Here is a 15464-nt window from a genome sequence, read left to right as displayed (position 1 = left end):
TCTCGTTGACGTTTTCAGCTCGCCTTGGCCAGCCCGGCCTCGCCGGCGAGGATCCGGTCGAGGGCCGATGTAAAGCGATCCAATTCCTCGATCGTGTTGTAATGCACCATCGAGACGCGCAGCATGCCGCCATGGTCGGTCAGGCCGAGATATTCGGCAAGCCGGCGCGAATGGAAATCGCCAAAGCGCATGGCGATCTTCTCCGCATCCATCGCCTTGCAGAGGTCGGCCGCCTCGCGGCCGTCGAAACGGAAGGCGATCGTCGGCACACGCTGGCTGTCCCGGTTCACGGCCTGTCCGATGATGCGGCAGTCGTTGCGCGAGCGGAGATAGGTGAGAAGACGCTCAGTCAAGGCGTTTTCCTGCACGGTGATCGCACCATAAGCGGCCTCGATCTTGGCGCGCGTGCCGCCGGTTTCGCCGACCTGCTCGCCAAGTGTCGTGAGGTAATCGACAATCCCGCAGGTCGAGTAGGCCAGTTCATAATTGGGATTGCCAGGCTCAAGTTTGCCCGGGACTTTGTCCTTGCCGTAAAAGTAGTGGTAGAGCGTATCGAGTTCGAGCAGCAGATCATACCGACCATACATCAGGGCGTAGTGCGGGCCGTAGGTCTTGTAGAGGCTGAAGACGTAATAATCGACGTCGAAGGCCTGCACGTCGACGGCGCGGTGCGGCGCATAGGCCACGGCATCGACGCAGATCTTGGCGCCCCGAGCATGGACGAAGTCGGCGATCTCACGGATCGGGTTGATCGAGCCGAGGATGTTCGAGCAATGGGTGACGCAGACGAGTTTTGTGCGCGCGCTCATCAGAGGCTCGAGATCGACGAGTTCCAGGGTCAGAGTTTTCTTGTCGAGCGGCCAGATCTTCAAAATCACGCCGCGTTCCTGCAGGCGGTCCCATGGGCCGATGTTCGATTCATGATCCGCCACGGTGATGATGATTTCATCGCCAGCGGAAAGCTGGCCGTGCATGGCCCGGGCAAGGTTCTGGATGAGCGCGGTCGTCGAGTTGCCGAAGACGATTTCTTCCGGACGGCTGGCATTGACGAGGTGCATGGCTGCAGTGCGAGCCTCGTAAAGAGCAGCTGCTGCGGCCTGGGACACCTCGTAAGAGCCGCCGATCTGGACATTCTTCTCGTAGAGGAACGTGTTGATCCGCTCGACGGCGCCCTTCACGATCTGCGACCCGCCGGCATTGTCGAAAAAGGTCCAGCCGCGGTCGAGGCCGGGAAACTGGCTGCGGACATAGTCGAGATTGAGCGTTGAAGCGGTGGCCATTCTTGGCGTCCTCCGGATTTTGTTCTTGTTCAGTGTTCGAGGACAGCGCGCAGGAAGCCGCGCGTCCGTTCATGCCTCGGGGCATCGAAGATTTCTGCCGGCGTGCCGGCCTCCATCAACCGGCCGCCATCCATGAAGATCACCCGGTCGGCGACCTGACGGGCGAAACCCATTTCGTGGGTGACGACGACCATGGTGACGCCCGTGCCTGCGAGCTTACGCATGACGTCGAGCACTTCGCCGACCATTTCAGGATCGAGCGCAGAGGTGGGTTCGTCGAACAGCAGAACGCGCGGCTCCATGGCAAGCGCCCGGGCGATGGCCACGCGCTGCTGCTGGCCGCCGGAAAGTTGGCCGGGAAACTTCTCAGCCTGTTCGCCAATGCCGACACGGGCAAGCAGTTCACGGGCCTTGCGTTCGGCTTCGGCGGGGGACGTACCCCGAACCCGCATCGGTGCCAGCATGACGTTCTTCAACACCGTCATGTGCGGGAAGAGATTGAAGGACTGGAAGACCATGCCAACCTCGGCCCTGACCTTGGCCAGCGCCGGACCGGGCTCGACGCGAATGCCGTCGACGGTGATGCGGCTGTCGGGATCAAAGGCTTCGAGGTGATTGATGCAGCGGATCAGTGTCGACTTGCCGGAGCCCGAGGGGCCGATAACGCAGACCACTTCGCCTTCGGCGATATCGAGATCGATGCCGTGCAGCACAGTGAAGGTGCCGTAGGCCTTTTTCAGGCCGCGGATAGAGATGAGCGGGGTCTTTTCCATCAGCGTTTCCCCCGGCTGAAATGCTTCTCCAGGCGGGCGACGATGGCGACCATAGGCCAGAGGAGCGCGATGTAGATGAGTGCCGCCCCGATCAGCGGCGTCGGATTGGCCGCGAGTGCCTGGGCCTGTGTCGCCTGCTTCAGCAGATCCGGCATGGCAACAACCGAGGCGAGCGCCGTGTCTTTCATGACATTGATGCAGTTGTTGGTGAGCGGCGGAATGACGATGCGGATCGCCTGGGGCAGGATCACGTCGACCATCGTATCCTTGTTGGACAGGCCGAGCGCGGCCGAGGCTTCGAACTGGCCGTGCGGGATCGCCTCGATGCCGGCGCGGAAGATTTCGGCGGTATAGGCAGCCGAGACCAGCGAAAGTGCTGTGACGGCGGAGAGGAAAGGCGAGAGACGGATGCCGACAAAGGGCAGCGCATAATAGACGACGATCAGCAGCACCAAGAGCGGGATTGAGCGAAAAATGTCGATGTAGATGCGGATGACGACCTTGATGAAGCCTGGGGCGTAGAGCCGCGTGACAGCGAGGAAGAGACCACCGACCAGGCCGACCAGAATACTTGTAATGCCGATTTCCAGCGTGACGACCAGCCCCCACAAGAGCTGCGGCAGGCTGTCGATCATCACCTGCAAATTGAAGAAGGTATTGAGAAGTGTCATGCCGCCTTGTCCCCGTGGCAAGCCGGCGGGACACAAGCGCCCCGCCGGTCGCGTTTCGAGCGTTACTTGCCCTTGGGCATATCGAGGACGGCAACCGTCGAGGTCGTGTCTTCAGCCTTGGCGCCGAACCAGGTCTCATGCAGCTTGGCGATGAAGCCCTCACCCTTCAGCGTGGTGATGACGGCATTGACCTCCGTTGCGAGCGGATCGTTCTTGTTGAACATGATCGAGTATTTCTCACCGGTCGGGATGCGCTCGACGACCTTCAGCTCCGGCTTGTCCTTGACGTAATACAGGAGCGCCGGGATGTCGGAAATGTAGCCGTCTACGCGGCCCGCCACGAGGTCGAGCATAGCGGGCTGCAGGCCTTCAAAGCGGCGGATTTCGCCGAGCTTGTATTCGCCCTTGTGCGCATCGGCCCACATGTCGCCGGTCGAGCCGGTGTCGACGCCGACGACCTTGCCGGCCATGTCTTTGAGACCTGTGATGCCGGATGCCGCAGTCACCGTCAGGGACTGGTCACTGTCATAATAGGGCTGGGCGAAGGTGACAGATTCCAGGCGCTTCTCAGTGATGGTGATCGAGGAGATCGCCATGTTGATGCGGCCGGATTGAACGGCCGGGAACAGGCCGTTGAACGGCGTATTGACGAACTCGACCGTCTTGCCGAGGCGCTTGGCGATCTCGTTGACGAGGTCGACTTCGAAGCCTGAAACTTTGCCGCTGGCATCTTCGAATTCCCAGGGCACGTTGCCGATATTGGCGCCGACGGTGAGATCTGCGGAATGAGCAGCGGCGGTGGCGAAGACGCCGAAGAGGCCGGCGAGCAGCGTGGTCTTAATGGTGGATTCGCGTGTCATGAGAGTTCCCCTTGTTTTTTGAACATGACTCAATCTACATTTGGTCTAACTGGTCAGACCAGTCAGGCCAAACAAGCATGCTCCTTTCCGCTTGGCAAGGTGGCTTGTGAAAAAATAGAATGTCCGCGCCAACGGGCACGGGGTCGGAAAAGGAATCGCATGTTCAACAAGACGCTTGTTCCACAGTCGGTGGCACGCGAGATCCAGACCATGATCCAGTCCGGCCAGTTGAAGGCCGGCGAGAAAATTCCGTCACAGCGGGAGTTCTCACAGAAGTTCGGCATCAGCCGCGCCTCTTTGCGCGAGGCCCTGCTGACGCTGGAAACCTTGGGGCTGCTGAAAACGGAAGCCGGACGCGGCACCTTCGTCGTCAAGCCCACCCAAACTGCCAGCGGCACGCCGGGTCACATGGCACCTTGGCGTTATTCCGACAGCTATTCCGTCTTCGACGTGTTTCAGACCCGCATCCTGCTGGAGGGCGAGATCGCACGGCTGGCCGCCGGGCGGCTGACGCAATTGCAACTCGACCGGATGGAGCAGGCGACGCGCACCATGGAAGAGTGCTGGGCAAGCCAGGACCTGCTCGCCAATGTCGAGGCCGACCTCGACTTTCACGGGACGATCGTCTCGGCCTGCTCCAACGCCATGCTCAAGGCGCTTTACCAGACTGTACGAGACCAGGTGACGGAAACGCAGCGCCAGCCGATTCCAATCACCGATCCGGAGCGCATGCGCGAATCGATCCGCGAACACCGCAAGATTATTGCCGCCCTGCGGGACAATGACGGCCAAAGGGCGAAGCTGGAAATGGAAATGCATATCCGCAACACGGCGCGCTGCGCCGGGCTTGAGCCTTAAGCCGCCGCTGTCGCGCGCAACTGGCCGGCCGCCTCGCGCACGACGTCCGCGACCTCGGTCAATTGCCGGGCGATAGGGCTCGTCTTGCGCCAGATCATGCCGATCGTGCGCGACGGCTGCGGCTCCTGGAAGCGAGCGATGGAGACAGCGGCCGAGCGGGTCTCGACGGACATGGCGATCTCCGGGATGAGCGTGACGCCGATGCCGGCCCCTACCATCTGAACAAGGGTCGTGAGCGAACTGCCGTCGAGGATTTCGCGCGGGCGCACCGAGCCCATGTCGCAGAAGGAGAGCGCCTGCTCGCGAAAACAATGTCCCTCTTCGAGCAGAAGCAGGCGCATTTCGCGCAAAGTATCCTTGCTCGGCACCGGCTTTGCTTGATCCTCCAGTGGCCGGACCAGCACAAAGCTCTCCTCGAAGAGCGGGATTTCCTCCATCGACGGTTCGGACACCGGAAGCGCGACGATGGCCGTATCGAGCCGCCCGTCAGCCAACTCCTGTATCAGCTTCGGCGTGACGGTCTCGCGGACATGGATGTCGAGGTCAGCATTGGCACGGGTGAGGCTGGAGATCATCGCGGGCAGAAGATAGGGGGCAACCGTCGGGATGACCCCGATGCGCAGACGGCCGACCAGTTGACTGCGATGGGCACGCGCCAGATCACCTAGTTCGTCCACCGAGCGGAGGATATCGCGAACGCGGAGCAGGAATTCCTCGCCGAAAGCCGAAAGCCTTAGCTGCCGAGCGGCGCGCTCGAAGAGTTCGGCACCCAGCGTGTCTTCCAGTTCCTTGATCTGAACGGACAGCGCCGGCTGCGAGATCGAGCACGCTTCAGCAGCGCGGCCAAAATGGCCATGGCGGGCGAGTGCATCGAAATAGCGCAGCTGCCGGAGGGTGAAATTGATCATAACCTTAGCCTATGGAACTCATCATTATTTCTAACTTACATTAATGAAAACGCTTTGCTAGAACAATTCCAGAAGCTGCCGGAGAGGCGCCGTCACAAGGGGTGAAGGCGATACGATCCGGCAGTCGGCGATGGCTCCCCCGCCTCTCGCCGGCGACTTCATCAGGCTGTGACGCTGGCGTGTTCGATTGAGCAACGGCGGCCGCAGTCAGCCACAAGCGGGTTCTCTAGGAGGTTACAATGGATACCCTGAGCAACAAAGGTGCCGGCAAATGTCCGGTCATGCACGGTTCGAACACAGAAACCGGCGCAACGCCCGTGGCCTGGTGGCCCAATGCGCTGAACCTCGACATCCTGCACCAGCACGACACGAAGACCAATCCGCTCGGCAAGGACTTCGACTATCGCGAAGCCGTCAAGTCGCTCGACGTGTCCGCGCTGAAGGCGGACATGAAGGCCCTCTTTCGTGACAGCCAGGAATGGTGGCCGGCCGACTGGGGTCATTACGGCGGGTTGATGATCCGTCTCGCCTGGCACTCCGCCGGCTCCTACCGCCTGGCAGACGGCCGTGGTGGCGGCGGTTCCGGCAATATCCGTTTTGCTCCGCTCAATTCCTGGCCCGACAATGCCAGCCTCGACAAGGCGCGGCGCCTGTTGTGGCCGCTGAAGAAGAAGTACGGCAACAAGATCTCCTGGGCCGACCTCATCCTCTATGCCGGCACCGTCGCCTATGAAGACATGGGTCTGAAGACCTTTGGCTTCGCCTTTGGTCGTCCCGACATCTGGGGTCCGGAGAAGGACGTCTATTGGGGTGCCGAAAAGCAGTGGCTCGCACCGTCGGACAACCGTTATGACGACGTGACCAAGCCGAACACGATGGAAAACCCGCTTGCCGCCGTGCAGATGGGCCTCATCTACGTCAACCCGGAAGGCGTCAACGGCAAGCCGGATCCGCTCGCAACCGCTGCCCAGGTCCGCGAAACCTTTGCCCGCATGGCGATGAACGACGAAGAAACCGCTGCACTTGCCGCCGGCGGCCACACCGTCGGCAAGGCGCATGGTAATGGCAATGCCCAGGCCCTCGGCGTCGAGCCGGAAGCCGGTGAAGTCGAAAACCAGGGCCTTGGCTGGCTCAACCCGAATCAGAACGGCAAGGCAAGCCTCGCCGTGACTTCGGGCATCGAAGGCGCCTGGACGACCAACCCGACCGTGTTCGACATGGGCTATTTCGAACTGCTGTTCGGCTATGACTGGGAACTGACGCACAGCCCGGCCGGCGCGCAGCAGTACCAGCCTGTCGGCATCAAGGAAGAGCATATGCCGGTCGATGCGACGGACCCGTCGATCCGCCGCATGCCGATGATGACCGATGCCGACATGGCGATGAAGGTCGACCCCGCGTATCGCGCCATCTGCGAAAAGTTCATGGCCGATCCCGAGTACTTCAAGGAAACCTTCGCCCGAGCCTGGTTCAAGCTGACCCATCGCGACCTCGGCCCGAAGGTTCGCTACATCGGCCCGGAAGCGCCGACCGAAGACCTGATCTGGCAGGATCCGATCCCGGCGGGCCCCAAGAACTACGACGTTGGTGCCGTCAAGGCGAAGATCGCCGCCTCCGGCCTCTCGGTCGCCGAACTGGTCGCAACGGCCTGGGACAGCGCCCGCACCTACCGCCAATCCGACATGCGCGGCGGTGCGAATGGTGCGCGCATCCGTCTCGCGCCGCAGCGCGAATGGGAAGGCAATGAGCCGGCCCGCCTCGGCAAGGTGCTCTCGGTTCTCGAACTGATCGCCGAAGAATTCGGCGCCAGCGTCGCCGACGTCATCGTGCTCGCCGGCAATGTCGGCATTGAAAAGGCTGCGAAGGCTGCCGGCTACACGGTCGATGTGCCGTTCGCCGCCGGTCGTGGCGATGCCACTGCCGAACAGACCGATGCCGCGAGCTTTGCAGCGCTCGAGCCGCTCGCAGACGGCTTCCGCAACTTCGCCAAGAAGGACTATGTCGTCAGCCCGGAAGAGATGCTTCTCGACCGTGCCCAGTTGATGGGCCTGACGGGTGCGGAAATGACCGTGCTGCTCGGCGGCCTGCGCGTGCTCGGCGCCAATTTCGGCGGCTCCAAGCATGGTGTGTTCACTGACCGTGAAGGCCAGCTGACGACGGACTTCTTCGTCAACCTGACCGACATGGGCTTCACCTGGAAGCCGACGGGCAAGAACTCCTACGACATCTGCGACCGCAAGACCGGCGCCGTGAAGTACACCGCGACCCGCGTCGACCTGGTGTTCGGCTCGAACTCGATCCTGCGCGCCTATGCGGAAGTCTATGCCCAGGACGACAACCAGGAGAAGTTCGTGCACGACTTCGTGGCTGCCTGGACCAAGGTCATGAACGCCGATCGCTTCGACCTTCAGGCCTAATGCGATCTTACGGGCCGGCACGCCTCACGGGGTGCCGGCATCCGCGAAAGCCGGAGATGCCGCCGCGTCTCCGGCTTTTTGCGTTCCGGATGACCGGCTAGACGTTTAACGCAAGAAGGCGCGAAACCGCTGCAGGGAGAGGGCGAAGAACACGCTTGAGATTGCCACAAGCGCCAGGAGCTGTGGCCAGACAACCGCTATCCCGGCATCCCGGAACAGAACTGCCTGCGCCAGGATGACAAAATGGGTGTTAGGCGCCAGCGTCATGATCCACTGGATCACCTCCGGCATGCTTTCCCTCGGCGTCATACCGCCGGACAGGATCTGCAGCGGCAGGAGGACCAGCATCAGCAGCAAACCGAACTGCGGCATGGAGCCGGCGACGGTGGCGAGGAAGATGCCCATGCAGGTGGCGGCGACGAGCTGCAGGCCCGCTCCCAAAATGAACAGCAGGATCGAACCGTGCAGCGGCACCTGCAGTGCCCCTTCGACAACGACGAAAAGCGAGAAGATCGTTGCCAGAAGCACGACGAGAGCCATGGACCAGATCTTGCTCAGCATGATCTCAGCGGCGCTGACCGGCATGACAAGCAGGTGCTCGATCGTGCCGTGTTCACGCTCGCGGATCAGGGCGGCACCGGTCAGGATGATCGACAGCATGGTCACTGCCGAGATGACCTCGTTGATCGAGCCGAACCAGCTCTTGTCGAGTTCGGGATTGAATCGCGAACGCAGCACCAGATTCGCCGGCACCGTGGTGGCGTCGCGGCCACGATCGAGAAACCCGTTCAGTTCGGTGGTGACGATCTGCTGGATGTAACCGCCGCCGGTAAAAGCCTGAGTCATCTGCGTCGCGTCGATGTTCAGCTGGATCTGTGGGGCCTTTCCGGCCAGGAGGTCTCGCTGGAAACTCGGGGGAATATCCAGCACGAAGGTGTCCAGACCTGAATTCATGCGCGGATCTATCTCAGCCGGGGTGATCAGCTTCGGCGGCAGGAAATAGGGTGGATAAAAGGCCGCGATGATGCGCTCCGAGGCTGGCGAACGATCCTCGTCGACAATTGCAATGGCGGCCTTGTTCAGCGTTTCCGGTTCGGCCGTTGCGGCGGTATAGATATTCAGGGTGAAGGCATAGACGATCAGCATCAGGAGTGCAGGGTCGCGGACGAGGCCCCGCAGTTCCTTGATGCCAAGCTGGAAGATTGTCGCCAGTCGCATCGCTCACTCCGCCTGCTTCTTGAGAAGAAGGGTGCCGGTCGTCAAGAGTACGGGACCGACGATCGCGAGCGCGACAAGCGGCGTCGCGAGATCTGCAAAGCCCAGCGCTTTCGAGAAGACACCACGGGAGATCGTGACGAAGTGGCTTGCGGGATAGATCTGGCCAATCAAGGCACCGGCCCCCTGGAGCGCCGAAACCGGCGACATCATTCCGGAGAACTGTACGGCCGGGATGATGGTGATCAACGTGGTGCCGAAGATTGCGGCGATCTGGCTCTTCATGAAGCTCGACAAGAGCAGGCCGAGCGCCGTGGAGGCAAAGACATACAGGAATGCACCGAGAGCCAACGCCCAGAAGTTGCCGGTCAGGGGCACCCGGAAGGCAAAAACGGCGAAGGCCGTGAGCATCAGGAAATTGAGGCAGGCGATCGCAAGATAGGGGATCTGCTTGCCGAGCAGAAATTCGAGCCGGGTCACGGGTGTTACGTAGAAATTGGTGATCGAGCCGAGTTCCTTTTCGCGCACCACACTGAGTACCGAAAGCATCGCCGGGATCAGCATCAGGAGCAGCGGGATGACAGCAGGTACCATGGAAACCAGACTTTCCACCCCCGGATTGTACCGATAGCGCAGCTCCAGACCGAAGCGGCCCGATGCTGCCGCATCGCCATAAAGCTCCCGCGCCTTGCGCGTTAGCCAGCCTGCATGCATGCCCTGCACGTAACCCGATACGGTTTCCGCGCGCATCGGCATCGCGCCGTCGATCCAGGCGCCAATCTCGACCGGCTCCCCTCCCCGCTGCAAATTCGCTCCGAAGCCCGAGGGGATTTCGATCGCGAGACTGATCTCGCCGGAGCGCATTCGGCGATCGAGATCGACATAGTCGGTGATCGGCGGTCGCTCGATAAAATAGCGAGAGCCGGAGATTTCGGCGATGTATTCGCGGCTCAAGACCGTGTCGTCGCGGTCGAGGGCGGCAAAAGTCAGATTCTCGACGTCGAGATTGATGCCATAACCGATGACGAACATCAGAATGAGGCTTCCCACCATGGCAAGCGTCGCACGGATCGGGTCACGGCGCAGTTCCAGCGCTTCGCGGCGGCTGAAAGCCAAGAGACGGCGACGGTCGATGAATGCGCGCTGTCGCGGTCGGATCTGAACCGGAGAGGGTGCCGGGTTGGGAAGCTCGGGCTCGTGCTCATCTGCAATAGGAGCCGACGGTGCGGTTACGCCGATCGCCTCTTCAAGATAACTGATGAAGGCTTCGTCCAGGCTCGATGCCGCCCGGCTCGCCACGATCGCTTGGGGCGTATCCGTCACCAGCACGCGGCCCGCATGCATCAGCGAAATCCGGTCGCAGAGCTCCGCCTCGTTCATGAAATGGGTCGAGACGAAGATCGTGACATTGTCGCGCCGCGACAGGTCGGCCAGCAGTTGCCAGAAGTCATCGCGGGCAACCGGATCGACGCCTGAGGTGGGCTCATCGAGGATCAGGATGTCCGGCTTGTGGATCAGGGCGACGGCGAGAGACAATCTCTGGCGCATGCCAAGCGGCAGGCTGTCGGGCAGGTCGTCAAGTGCTGTCGACAAGCCGAAGCGCGTGGTAAGTTCCTCGATACGCGGAGCAATTTCGGCTTCCGCCATGCTGAAGAGACGGCCATGCAGTTCGAGGTTCTGCCGCACCGTCAGCTCGCCATAAAGCGAGAAGGCCTGGCTCATATAGCCGACGCGGCGTCGCAGATCGATGTCCTTCGGGTCGATCGCGCGGCCGAAAACCTCCGCCTTGCCTTCGCTTGCCGCAAGCAGGCCCGTCAGCATTTTCATCGTCGTCGTCTTGCCGCAGCCGTTCGATCCGAGAAAACCGAAGATTTCGCCGCGCGGGATGTCGAAACTCACCCGGTCGACAGCGGTGAAATCGCCAAAGCGCATGGTAAGCCCTTCGGCCCGTATCGCGGTTTCCGCTGCCGCGCCATCGGTCCTTGCCGGGATCGCCAGCGTCCTGTGCTGCCGGCGCTTTTCCTCCGGCAGGAGCGCGATGAAGGCCGAGTCGAGGTTGTCGGTCCCCGTCGTCTCGAGCAGGTCCGTCGGCGATCCGGCGGCAAGTACCGAGCCTTCATCCATTGCAACCAGCCAGTCGAAGCTCGCCGCCTCTTCCATGTAGGCCGTGGCGACGATCACGCTCATGCCGGGTCGCCTTGTGCGGATCTCGCCGATGAGCTGCCAGAACTGACGCCGTGACAGAGGATCCACACCCGTCGTGGGCTCGTCGAGGATCAGCAGGTCTGGATCATGAATAAGCGCGCAGCAGAGCCCCAGCTTCTGCTTCATGCCGCCGGAAAGCTTACCGGCCGGCCGGTCCGCGAAAGGCGAAAGTCCGGTCGCCTGCAGGAGGGTGCGGATGCGTCTCTCCCGCTCGACCCGGTCCTGACCGAAGATGCGTCCGAAGAACTCGATGTTCTCGTAGACGGACAGGGTCGGGTAGAGGTTCTTGCCCAGACCCTGCGGCATGTAGGCGATGCGCGGGCAACTCAGACGGCGATGACGGGAATTGGCCATGTTGCCTCCCAGCACCTCGACCCGTCCCTCCTGGATGGCACGCGCTCCTGCAACGAGCGAGAGCAAGCTGGACTTGCCGACACCATCTGGGCCAATGAGGCCGACCATGACGCCCGCCGGGAGATCCAGCGAGATCGATCTCAGTGCTCGCGTCTTGCCATAGCTGAGGCTAACCCCTTCCATGCGCACCACCGGAGCCGGCGATGGATTGTCGCGGGCGGAAGTGTTCATGTCACTTCACCAGGGTGCGGGTCAGGCTGTCAGGCCAGGGAGCCTTGGGATCAAGATTGACATAGGCCACACCGGGGAGCCCGGTCTTCACCTGATGAATGTATTTTTTCAGCAGTTCCTTCGGGATCGCCGCCTTGACCCTGAACATCAGCTTCTGACGCTCCTCCTCGGTTTCCACCGTCTTCGGCGTGAACTGTGCAACATCGGCCACGAAGCTGACCTCAGCGGGGATTGTGTAATTTGGAACGGCGTCGAGAACGATCCGGGCTTCGCTGCCAAGCGCGATCTGCCCAACCTGCAGGGTGGGAAGGAAGAAGGACATGTAGACATCGGCGAGGTCTACCATGTTCAAGACGCGGCCACCGGCGGCCAGAACCTCCCCCGGCTGCGCCACGCGGTATTGGACACGGCCGTCGCGGGGCGCGCGCAGTGTACTATCGGCAATATCGGCATTGACCTTTTCGATCGCGGCCGTCGCCACGTCGATTGCCGCTTCGGCATCAACGATCTGGGCCTTGGCCGCGCCGATCGCGGCATCGGAAGCAGCAACCTGTGCTCTGGCTGCAGCCAGTGCCGCCTTCGCGCTTGCGGCATTGGCCCGGTCGTCGTCGACGGTTTGCTGGCTCGTGGTGTTGCTCTCGATCATCCGTTCGGCCCGCGCGAGCTTGATCGTGGCCGCGTCGAGTTGCGCGTTGCGCTGGTCGACGGTTGCGAGCGCCGCCGCGCGTTCGGCTTCGCGCTGCGCCACCAGGCTCTTTGCAGTTTCGACGCCGATCTCTGCCCGACGTCGCTCGGCCTCCGCTTGACGAAGGCCCGCCTGCAATTGGTCCGTGTCCATCTCTGCCAGAACCTGGCCTGCCGTGACGAAGTCGCCTTCGCCGACAAGAATTTCCTTCACCCGGCCGCCGCTTTTTGCCGAGATGTCAACTTCGACAGCCTCGATGCGGCCATTGCCGCTGGCGATATGTTCCGGGAGGCCGTCGCCCGCATAGGTTTTCCAACCGTAATAGGCACCGCCCGCCACCAGGAGGAGCAGCACTGCGGCCAGCAGGCCGCCCTGTCGCTTTGCCATCTCATCTCTCCGCGCCATACAGCAGACATGGCCGCGGCAACGGCCATGTTCCTGCATGAAGTGTTACGACTGCAGCGCAGCAATGATCTTGATTCAAATCAAAAAAGGGGGCGGCACTCGCCGCGGTTTCAGGTGGCCGGCTTCAGAAAGCGACTGCTCGGTGCACCAGCCGTGCGGAGCTGGGATCAGAAGCCAATGGCGAGCCGGCGCAGATCCTTGATGTCGGGAGCTGCCATCGACTCGAGATGCCGCTCCCAAGCGAGCGCCGTTGCGACGATCACGTCCAGGTCGTCGTGCCGAGGCTGCCAGTCGAGGACGGTGCGTGCGAGCGTTGAATCGGCGACCACCAGACCAGCGTCGCCCGGACGGCGGTCGACATAGTCGACGGTGAAAGTCTGATTGGTCGCTCGGCGCACCGCTTCGATGATATCGAGCACGGAATAGCCACGGCCATAACCGCAATTGGCGACCAAAGGGCCGCCACCCTTGCGTAGGTAGCAAAGCGCCCGCAGATGCGCGTCAACGAGATCGTTGACGTGGATGTAGTCGCGCACACCGGTACCGTCGGGCGTCTCGTAATCCGTGCCGAAGACCGACATGGACTTGCGGCGGCCAAGAGCTGCCTCGCAGGCGACCTTGAGAAGATGGGTGGCGCCGACTGCCGAATTGCCGGCGCGGCCTTTCACATCGGCACCGGCTACGTTGAAATAGCGCAGCGCGACGTAGTTCAGGCCATGGGCCCGCGCGGTGTCCCGGAGCATCAATTCGCTCATCAGCTTCGACTGGCCATAGGGTGTTTCCGGGCGCAGCGGCGCATCTTCGCGGATGGGCCGTGCGTTCTCAGGGGTGCCATAGACGGCTGCTGTCGAGGAAAAGATGACCTTGTCGATCCCCGCCTTTACAGCAGCGGTCAACAGGCGATGGGTATTGCCGGTGTTGTTTTCGTAATAGCCGAGAGGATCCGCAATCGAGTCCGGCACGACGATCGATCCGGCAAAATGGATAATCGCCTCGATGTCGTTCTCCGCGAAGACGTGCTTCAGGACTGAAGGCTTGCCGATGTCACCCAGATAGAAACGCGCCTGCGGCGCAACGGCCCAGCGGAAACCGGTCGAGAGTCGATCAACGACCACGACGTCTTCGCCCGCTTCGAGCAAAGCCCAGACCATGTGGCTGCCAATGTAACCGGCTCCGCCCGTGACCAAGATCGCCATGATTTTCTTCCCGCAGTTTCTTATTGGGAAGACAGGAACACGAACGACCTTTCCGACTGCTTATCAACCGCCCCTAAGCGATTGAAAGCGATTGCATTTTAGGAGTTTTGCTAAAGATTGGATCAACAGATTCGCTCGCATTTTATCCAATCCCGACAGCATCCTCTGCCGGAGATCAAAGCGCCCGAATGAAACCGGCGAGCCGCTGGGCTGCGTCCTCGATCTGCGCGGGATTGCGCAGGAAGCAGGCACGCAGAAATGGCAGGCCGCCCTCACCGAAAGCGGTTCCCGGCGCGAGACCGACCCCGGTCTTGTCAACGATGTCGAGGGCCGCCTGACGGCTGTCGGTGATGCCGTCGATCTTGAGGAAAGCGTATAGCGCACCTTCCGGCTTCAAGGTCTCGACACGGTTGGTCGCAGTGAGCGTGTCGCAGAAGATATCGCGGGACTTTGTCGCGCGGGCGATGTTCTCGCGGACGAAATCGTCACCGTCGTCGAGCGCCACCACAGCGCCGCGCTGCATGAATTGGGCGACCCCGGAGGTCGAATACTGAATGAGATTCTCCAACACCTGTCCGAGTTCCGGCGGTGCCACGATCCAGCCGACGCGCCAACCGGTCATCGACCAATTCTTGGAGAAAGAATTGGCGAAGATCACCCGGTCGCCCTCTTCCATCACATCGAGAAAGGAGGGCGCGCGCGTCGCGGTTCCGTAGTAGTAAAGCGCATAGATTTCGTCGGCGAGTATCCAGATGCCATGGCGCCGGGCGATCTCCAGAATCGCCTTCAGCTCATCCCGTGTCGCGGTCCAGCCGGTCGGGTTCGACGGGGTGTTGATGAAGAGCGCGCGAGTCTTCGGCGTGATCGTCTTTTCAAGCCGGTCAAGATCCAGCATCCAGCGGCCATCGGCAAATGTCAGCGGCAGGCCGACCGACTTGCCGCCGGCCAGATCGATGGCAGCCACTATGTTCGGCCAGCAGGGCGATAGATAGATCATCTCGTCGCCGGGCGAGGTCAGCGCCTGAACGGCCAGCGCAATCGCCTGCATGCCTGAGCCGGTCGCATAAAAATGCTCGGCTGAAAGATCAACGGAAAAGTGGCGCTGGTAATAGCGCGACAGGGCCTCACGGAGTTCTGGAATACCGCGCTGCCAGGTGTAGAAGGTCTCGCCGGCGAGAAGAGCATCGCTTGCCGCCCGATTAATGAAATCCGGGGTCGGCAAATCGCCCTCGCCAACCCAGAGCGGCAACAGGCCATCGCGACCGCGCGCGTAATTCAGGATCTCGACAATCCCGCTTTCAGGGGCTGCGAGGGCGCGCGGGCTCAGGCTTTCCAGCAAAGACATGCGGTGGGCTCTCCTTCGTTGTGAGTGCCCTGTCTAGCTGATGCGCCACGGAAAATCCCAT

The 15464-nt window shown here is 61.7% G+C and carries 12 protein-coding genes; 2 read left to right on the top strand and 10 right to left on the bottom strand.

The features are described 5' to 3' along the window. Positions 1-14 precede the first annotated feature (14 nt). From FJQ55_RS02555 to FJQ55_RS02540, 4 genes are all read right to left on the bottom strand, one after another. Complete coding sequence (locus tag FJQ55_RS02555; protein ID WP_140826157.1) at positions 15-1280, bottom strand: cysteine desulfurase-like protein; 1266 nt, start codon at positions 1278-1280, stop codon at positions 15-17. A gap of 29 nt (positions 1281-1309) precedes the next feature. Continuing rightward, on the bottom strand, positions 1310-2053 hold the full coding sequence (locus FJQ55_RS02550) for an amino acid ABC transporter ATP-binding protein (protein WP_140826156.1): 744 nt from the start codon (positions 2051-2053) through the stop codon (positions 1310-1312). Next, entirely contained in the window at positions 2053-2724 is a 672-nt protein-coding gene (locus tag FJQ55_RS02545) for an amino acid ABC transporter permease (RefSeq protein WP_140826155.1), read from the bottom strand. Before FJQ55_RS02545 ends, FJQ55_RS02550 begins: the two co-directional genes overlap by 1 nt. Positions 2725-2786: 62 nt before the next feature. Next, a complete protein-coding gene (locus FJQ55_RS02540; protein ID WP_140826154.1) occupies positions 2787-3584 on the bottom strand; it encodes an ABC transporter substrate-binding protein in 798 nt (265 codons plus the stop codon). Positions 3585-3743: 159 nt separating this feature from the next. Between FJQ55_RS02540 and FJQ55_RS02535 the strand changes: the two genes are divergently transcribed. Continuing rightward, positions 3744-4442, top strand: a complete 699-nt coding sequence (locus FJQ55_RS02535) for a FadR/GntR family transcriptional regulator (RefSeq protein ID WP_140826153.1) — start codon at positions 3744-3746, stop codon at positions 4440-4442. Here FJQ55_RS02535 and FJQ55_RS02530 read toward each other — a convergent pair. Then, positions 4439-5350 carry a hydrogen peroxide-inducible genes activator gene (locus FJQ55_RS02530; RefSeq protein ID WP_140826152.1) on the bottom strand — a complete coding sequence of 304 codons (912 nt, stop codon included), beginning with the start codon at positions 5348-5350 and terminating at the stop codon, positions 4439-4441. The genes FJQ55_RS02535 and FJQ55_RS02530 overlap by 4 nt on opposite strands. 239 nt (positions 5351-5589) lie before the next feature. On the opposite strand from FJQ55_RS02530, the gene katG reads away from it, so the two are divergent. Then, on the top strand, positions 5590-7767 hold the full coding sequence (gene katG / locus FJQ55_RS02525; RefSeq protein WP_140826151.1) for a catalase/peroxidase HPI: 2178 nt from the start codon (positions 5590-5592) through the stop codon (positions 7765-7767). 105 nt (positions 7768-7872) lie between these two features. Here katG and FJQ55_RS02520 read toward each other — a convergent pair whose 3' ends face one another. The 5 genes from FJQ55_RS02520 to FJQ55_RS02500 form a co-directional block, all read right to left on the bottom strand. Next, a complete protein-coding gene (locus tag FJQ55_RS02520; RefSeq protein ID WP_140826150.1) occupies positions 7873-8985 on the bottom strand; it encodes an ABC transporter permease in 1113 nt (370 codons plus the stop codon). Positions 8986-8988: 3 nt separating this feature from the next. Then, positions 8989-11772 carry a ribosome-associated ATPase/putative transporter RbbA gene (rbbA, locus tag FJQ55_RS02515; RefSeq protein ID WP_140826149.1) on the bottom strand — a complete coding sequence of 928 codons (2784 nt, stop codon included), beginning with the start codon at positions 11770-11772 and terminating at the stop codon, positions 8989-8991. A 1-nt stretch (position 11773) separates the two neighbouring features. Continuing rightward, positions 11774-12844, bottom strand: coding sequence for an HlyD family secretion protein (locus FJQ55_RS02510; RefSeq protein ID WP_140826148.1), 1071 nt, complete (start codon positions 12842-12844; stop codon positions 11774-11776). A 185-nt stretch (positions 12845-13029) separates the two neighbouring features. Next, a complete protein-coding gene (gene galE / locus FJQ55_RS02505) occupies positions 13030-14058 on the bottom strand; it encodes a UDP-glucose 4-epimerase GalE (RefSeq protein ID WP_140826147.1) in 1029 nt (342 codons plus the stop codon). A gap of 175 nt (positions 14059-14233) precedes the next feature. Further along, complete coding sequence (locus FJQ55_RS02500) at positions 14234-15403, bottom strand: pyridoxal phosphate-dependent aminotransferase (RefSeq protein ID WP_140826146.1); 1170 nt, start codon at positions 15401-15403, stop codon at positions 14234-14236. Between the last annotated feature and the right edge of the window lie 61 nt (positions 15404-15464).

Source organism: Rhizobium glycinendophyticum (assembly GCF_006443685.1).
GTDB classification, from domain to species: Bacteria; Pseudomonadota; Alphaproteobacteria; order Rhizobiales; family Rhizobiaceae; genus Allorhizobium; species Allorhizobium glycinendophyticum.
This window is presented reverse-complemented; position numbering and strand designations above follow the sequence as displayed.

Coding starts and splice junctions, on each gene's coding strand:
- rbbA (WP_140826149.1), bottom strand. CDS start 11,772: ATGAACACTTCCGCCCGCGACAATCCATCGCCGGCTCCGGTGGTGCGC.
- FJQ55_RS02530 (WP_140826152.1), bottom strand. CDS start 5,350: ATGATCAATTTCACCCTCCGGCAGCTGCGCTATTTCGATGCACTCGCC.
- katG (WP_140826151.1), top strand. CDS start 5,590: ATGGATACCCTGAGCAACAAAGGTGCCGGCAAATGTCCGGTCATGCAC.
- FJQ55_RS02555 (WP_140826157.1), bottom strand. CDS start 1,280: ATGGCCACCGCTTCAACGCTCAATCTCGACTATGTCCGCAGCCAGTTT.
- FJQ55_RS02545 (WP_140826155.1), bottom strand. CDS start 2,724: ATGACACTTCTCAATACCTTCTTCAATTTGCAGGTGATGATCGACAGC.
- FJQ55_RS02510 (WP_140826148.1), bottom strand. CDS start 12,844: ATGGCAAAGCGACAGGGCGGCCTGCTGGCCGCAGTGCTGCTCCTCCTG.
- FJQ55_RS02540 (WP_140826154.1), bottom strand. CDS start 3,584: ATGACACGCGAATCCACCATTAAGACCACGCTGCTCGCCGGCCTCTTC.
- FJQ55_RS02500 (WP_140826146.1), bottom strand. CDS start 15,403: ATGTCTTTGCTGGAAAGCCTGAGCCCGCGCGCCCTCGCAGCCCCTGAA.
- FJQ55_RS02550 (WP_140826156.1), bottom strand. CDS start 2,053: ATGGAAAAGACCCCGCTCATCTCTATCCGCGGCCTGAAAAAGGCCTAC.
- galE (WP_140826147.1), bottom strand. CDS start 14,058: ATGGCGATCTTGGTCACGGGCGGAGCCGGTTACATTGGCAGCCACATG.
- FJQ55_RS02520 (WP_140826150.1), bottom strand. CDS start 8,985: ATGCGACTGGCGACAATCTTCCAGCTTGGCATCAAGGAACTGCGGGGC.
- FJQ55_RS02535 (WP_140826153.1), top strand. CDS start 3,744: ATGTTCAACAAGACGCTTGTTCCACAGTCGGTGGCACGCGAGATCCAG.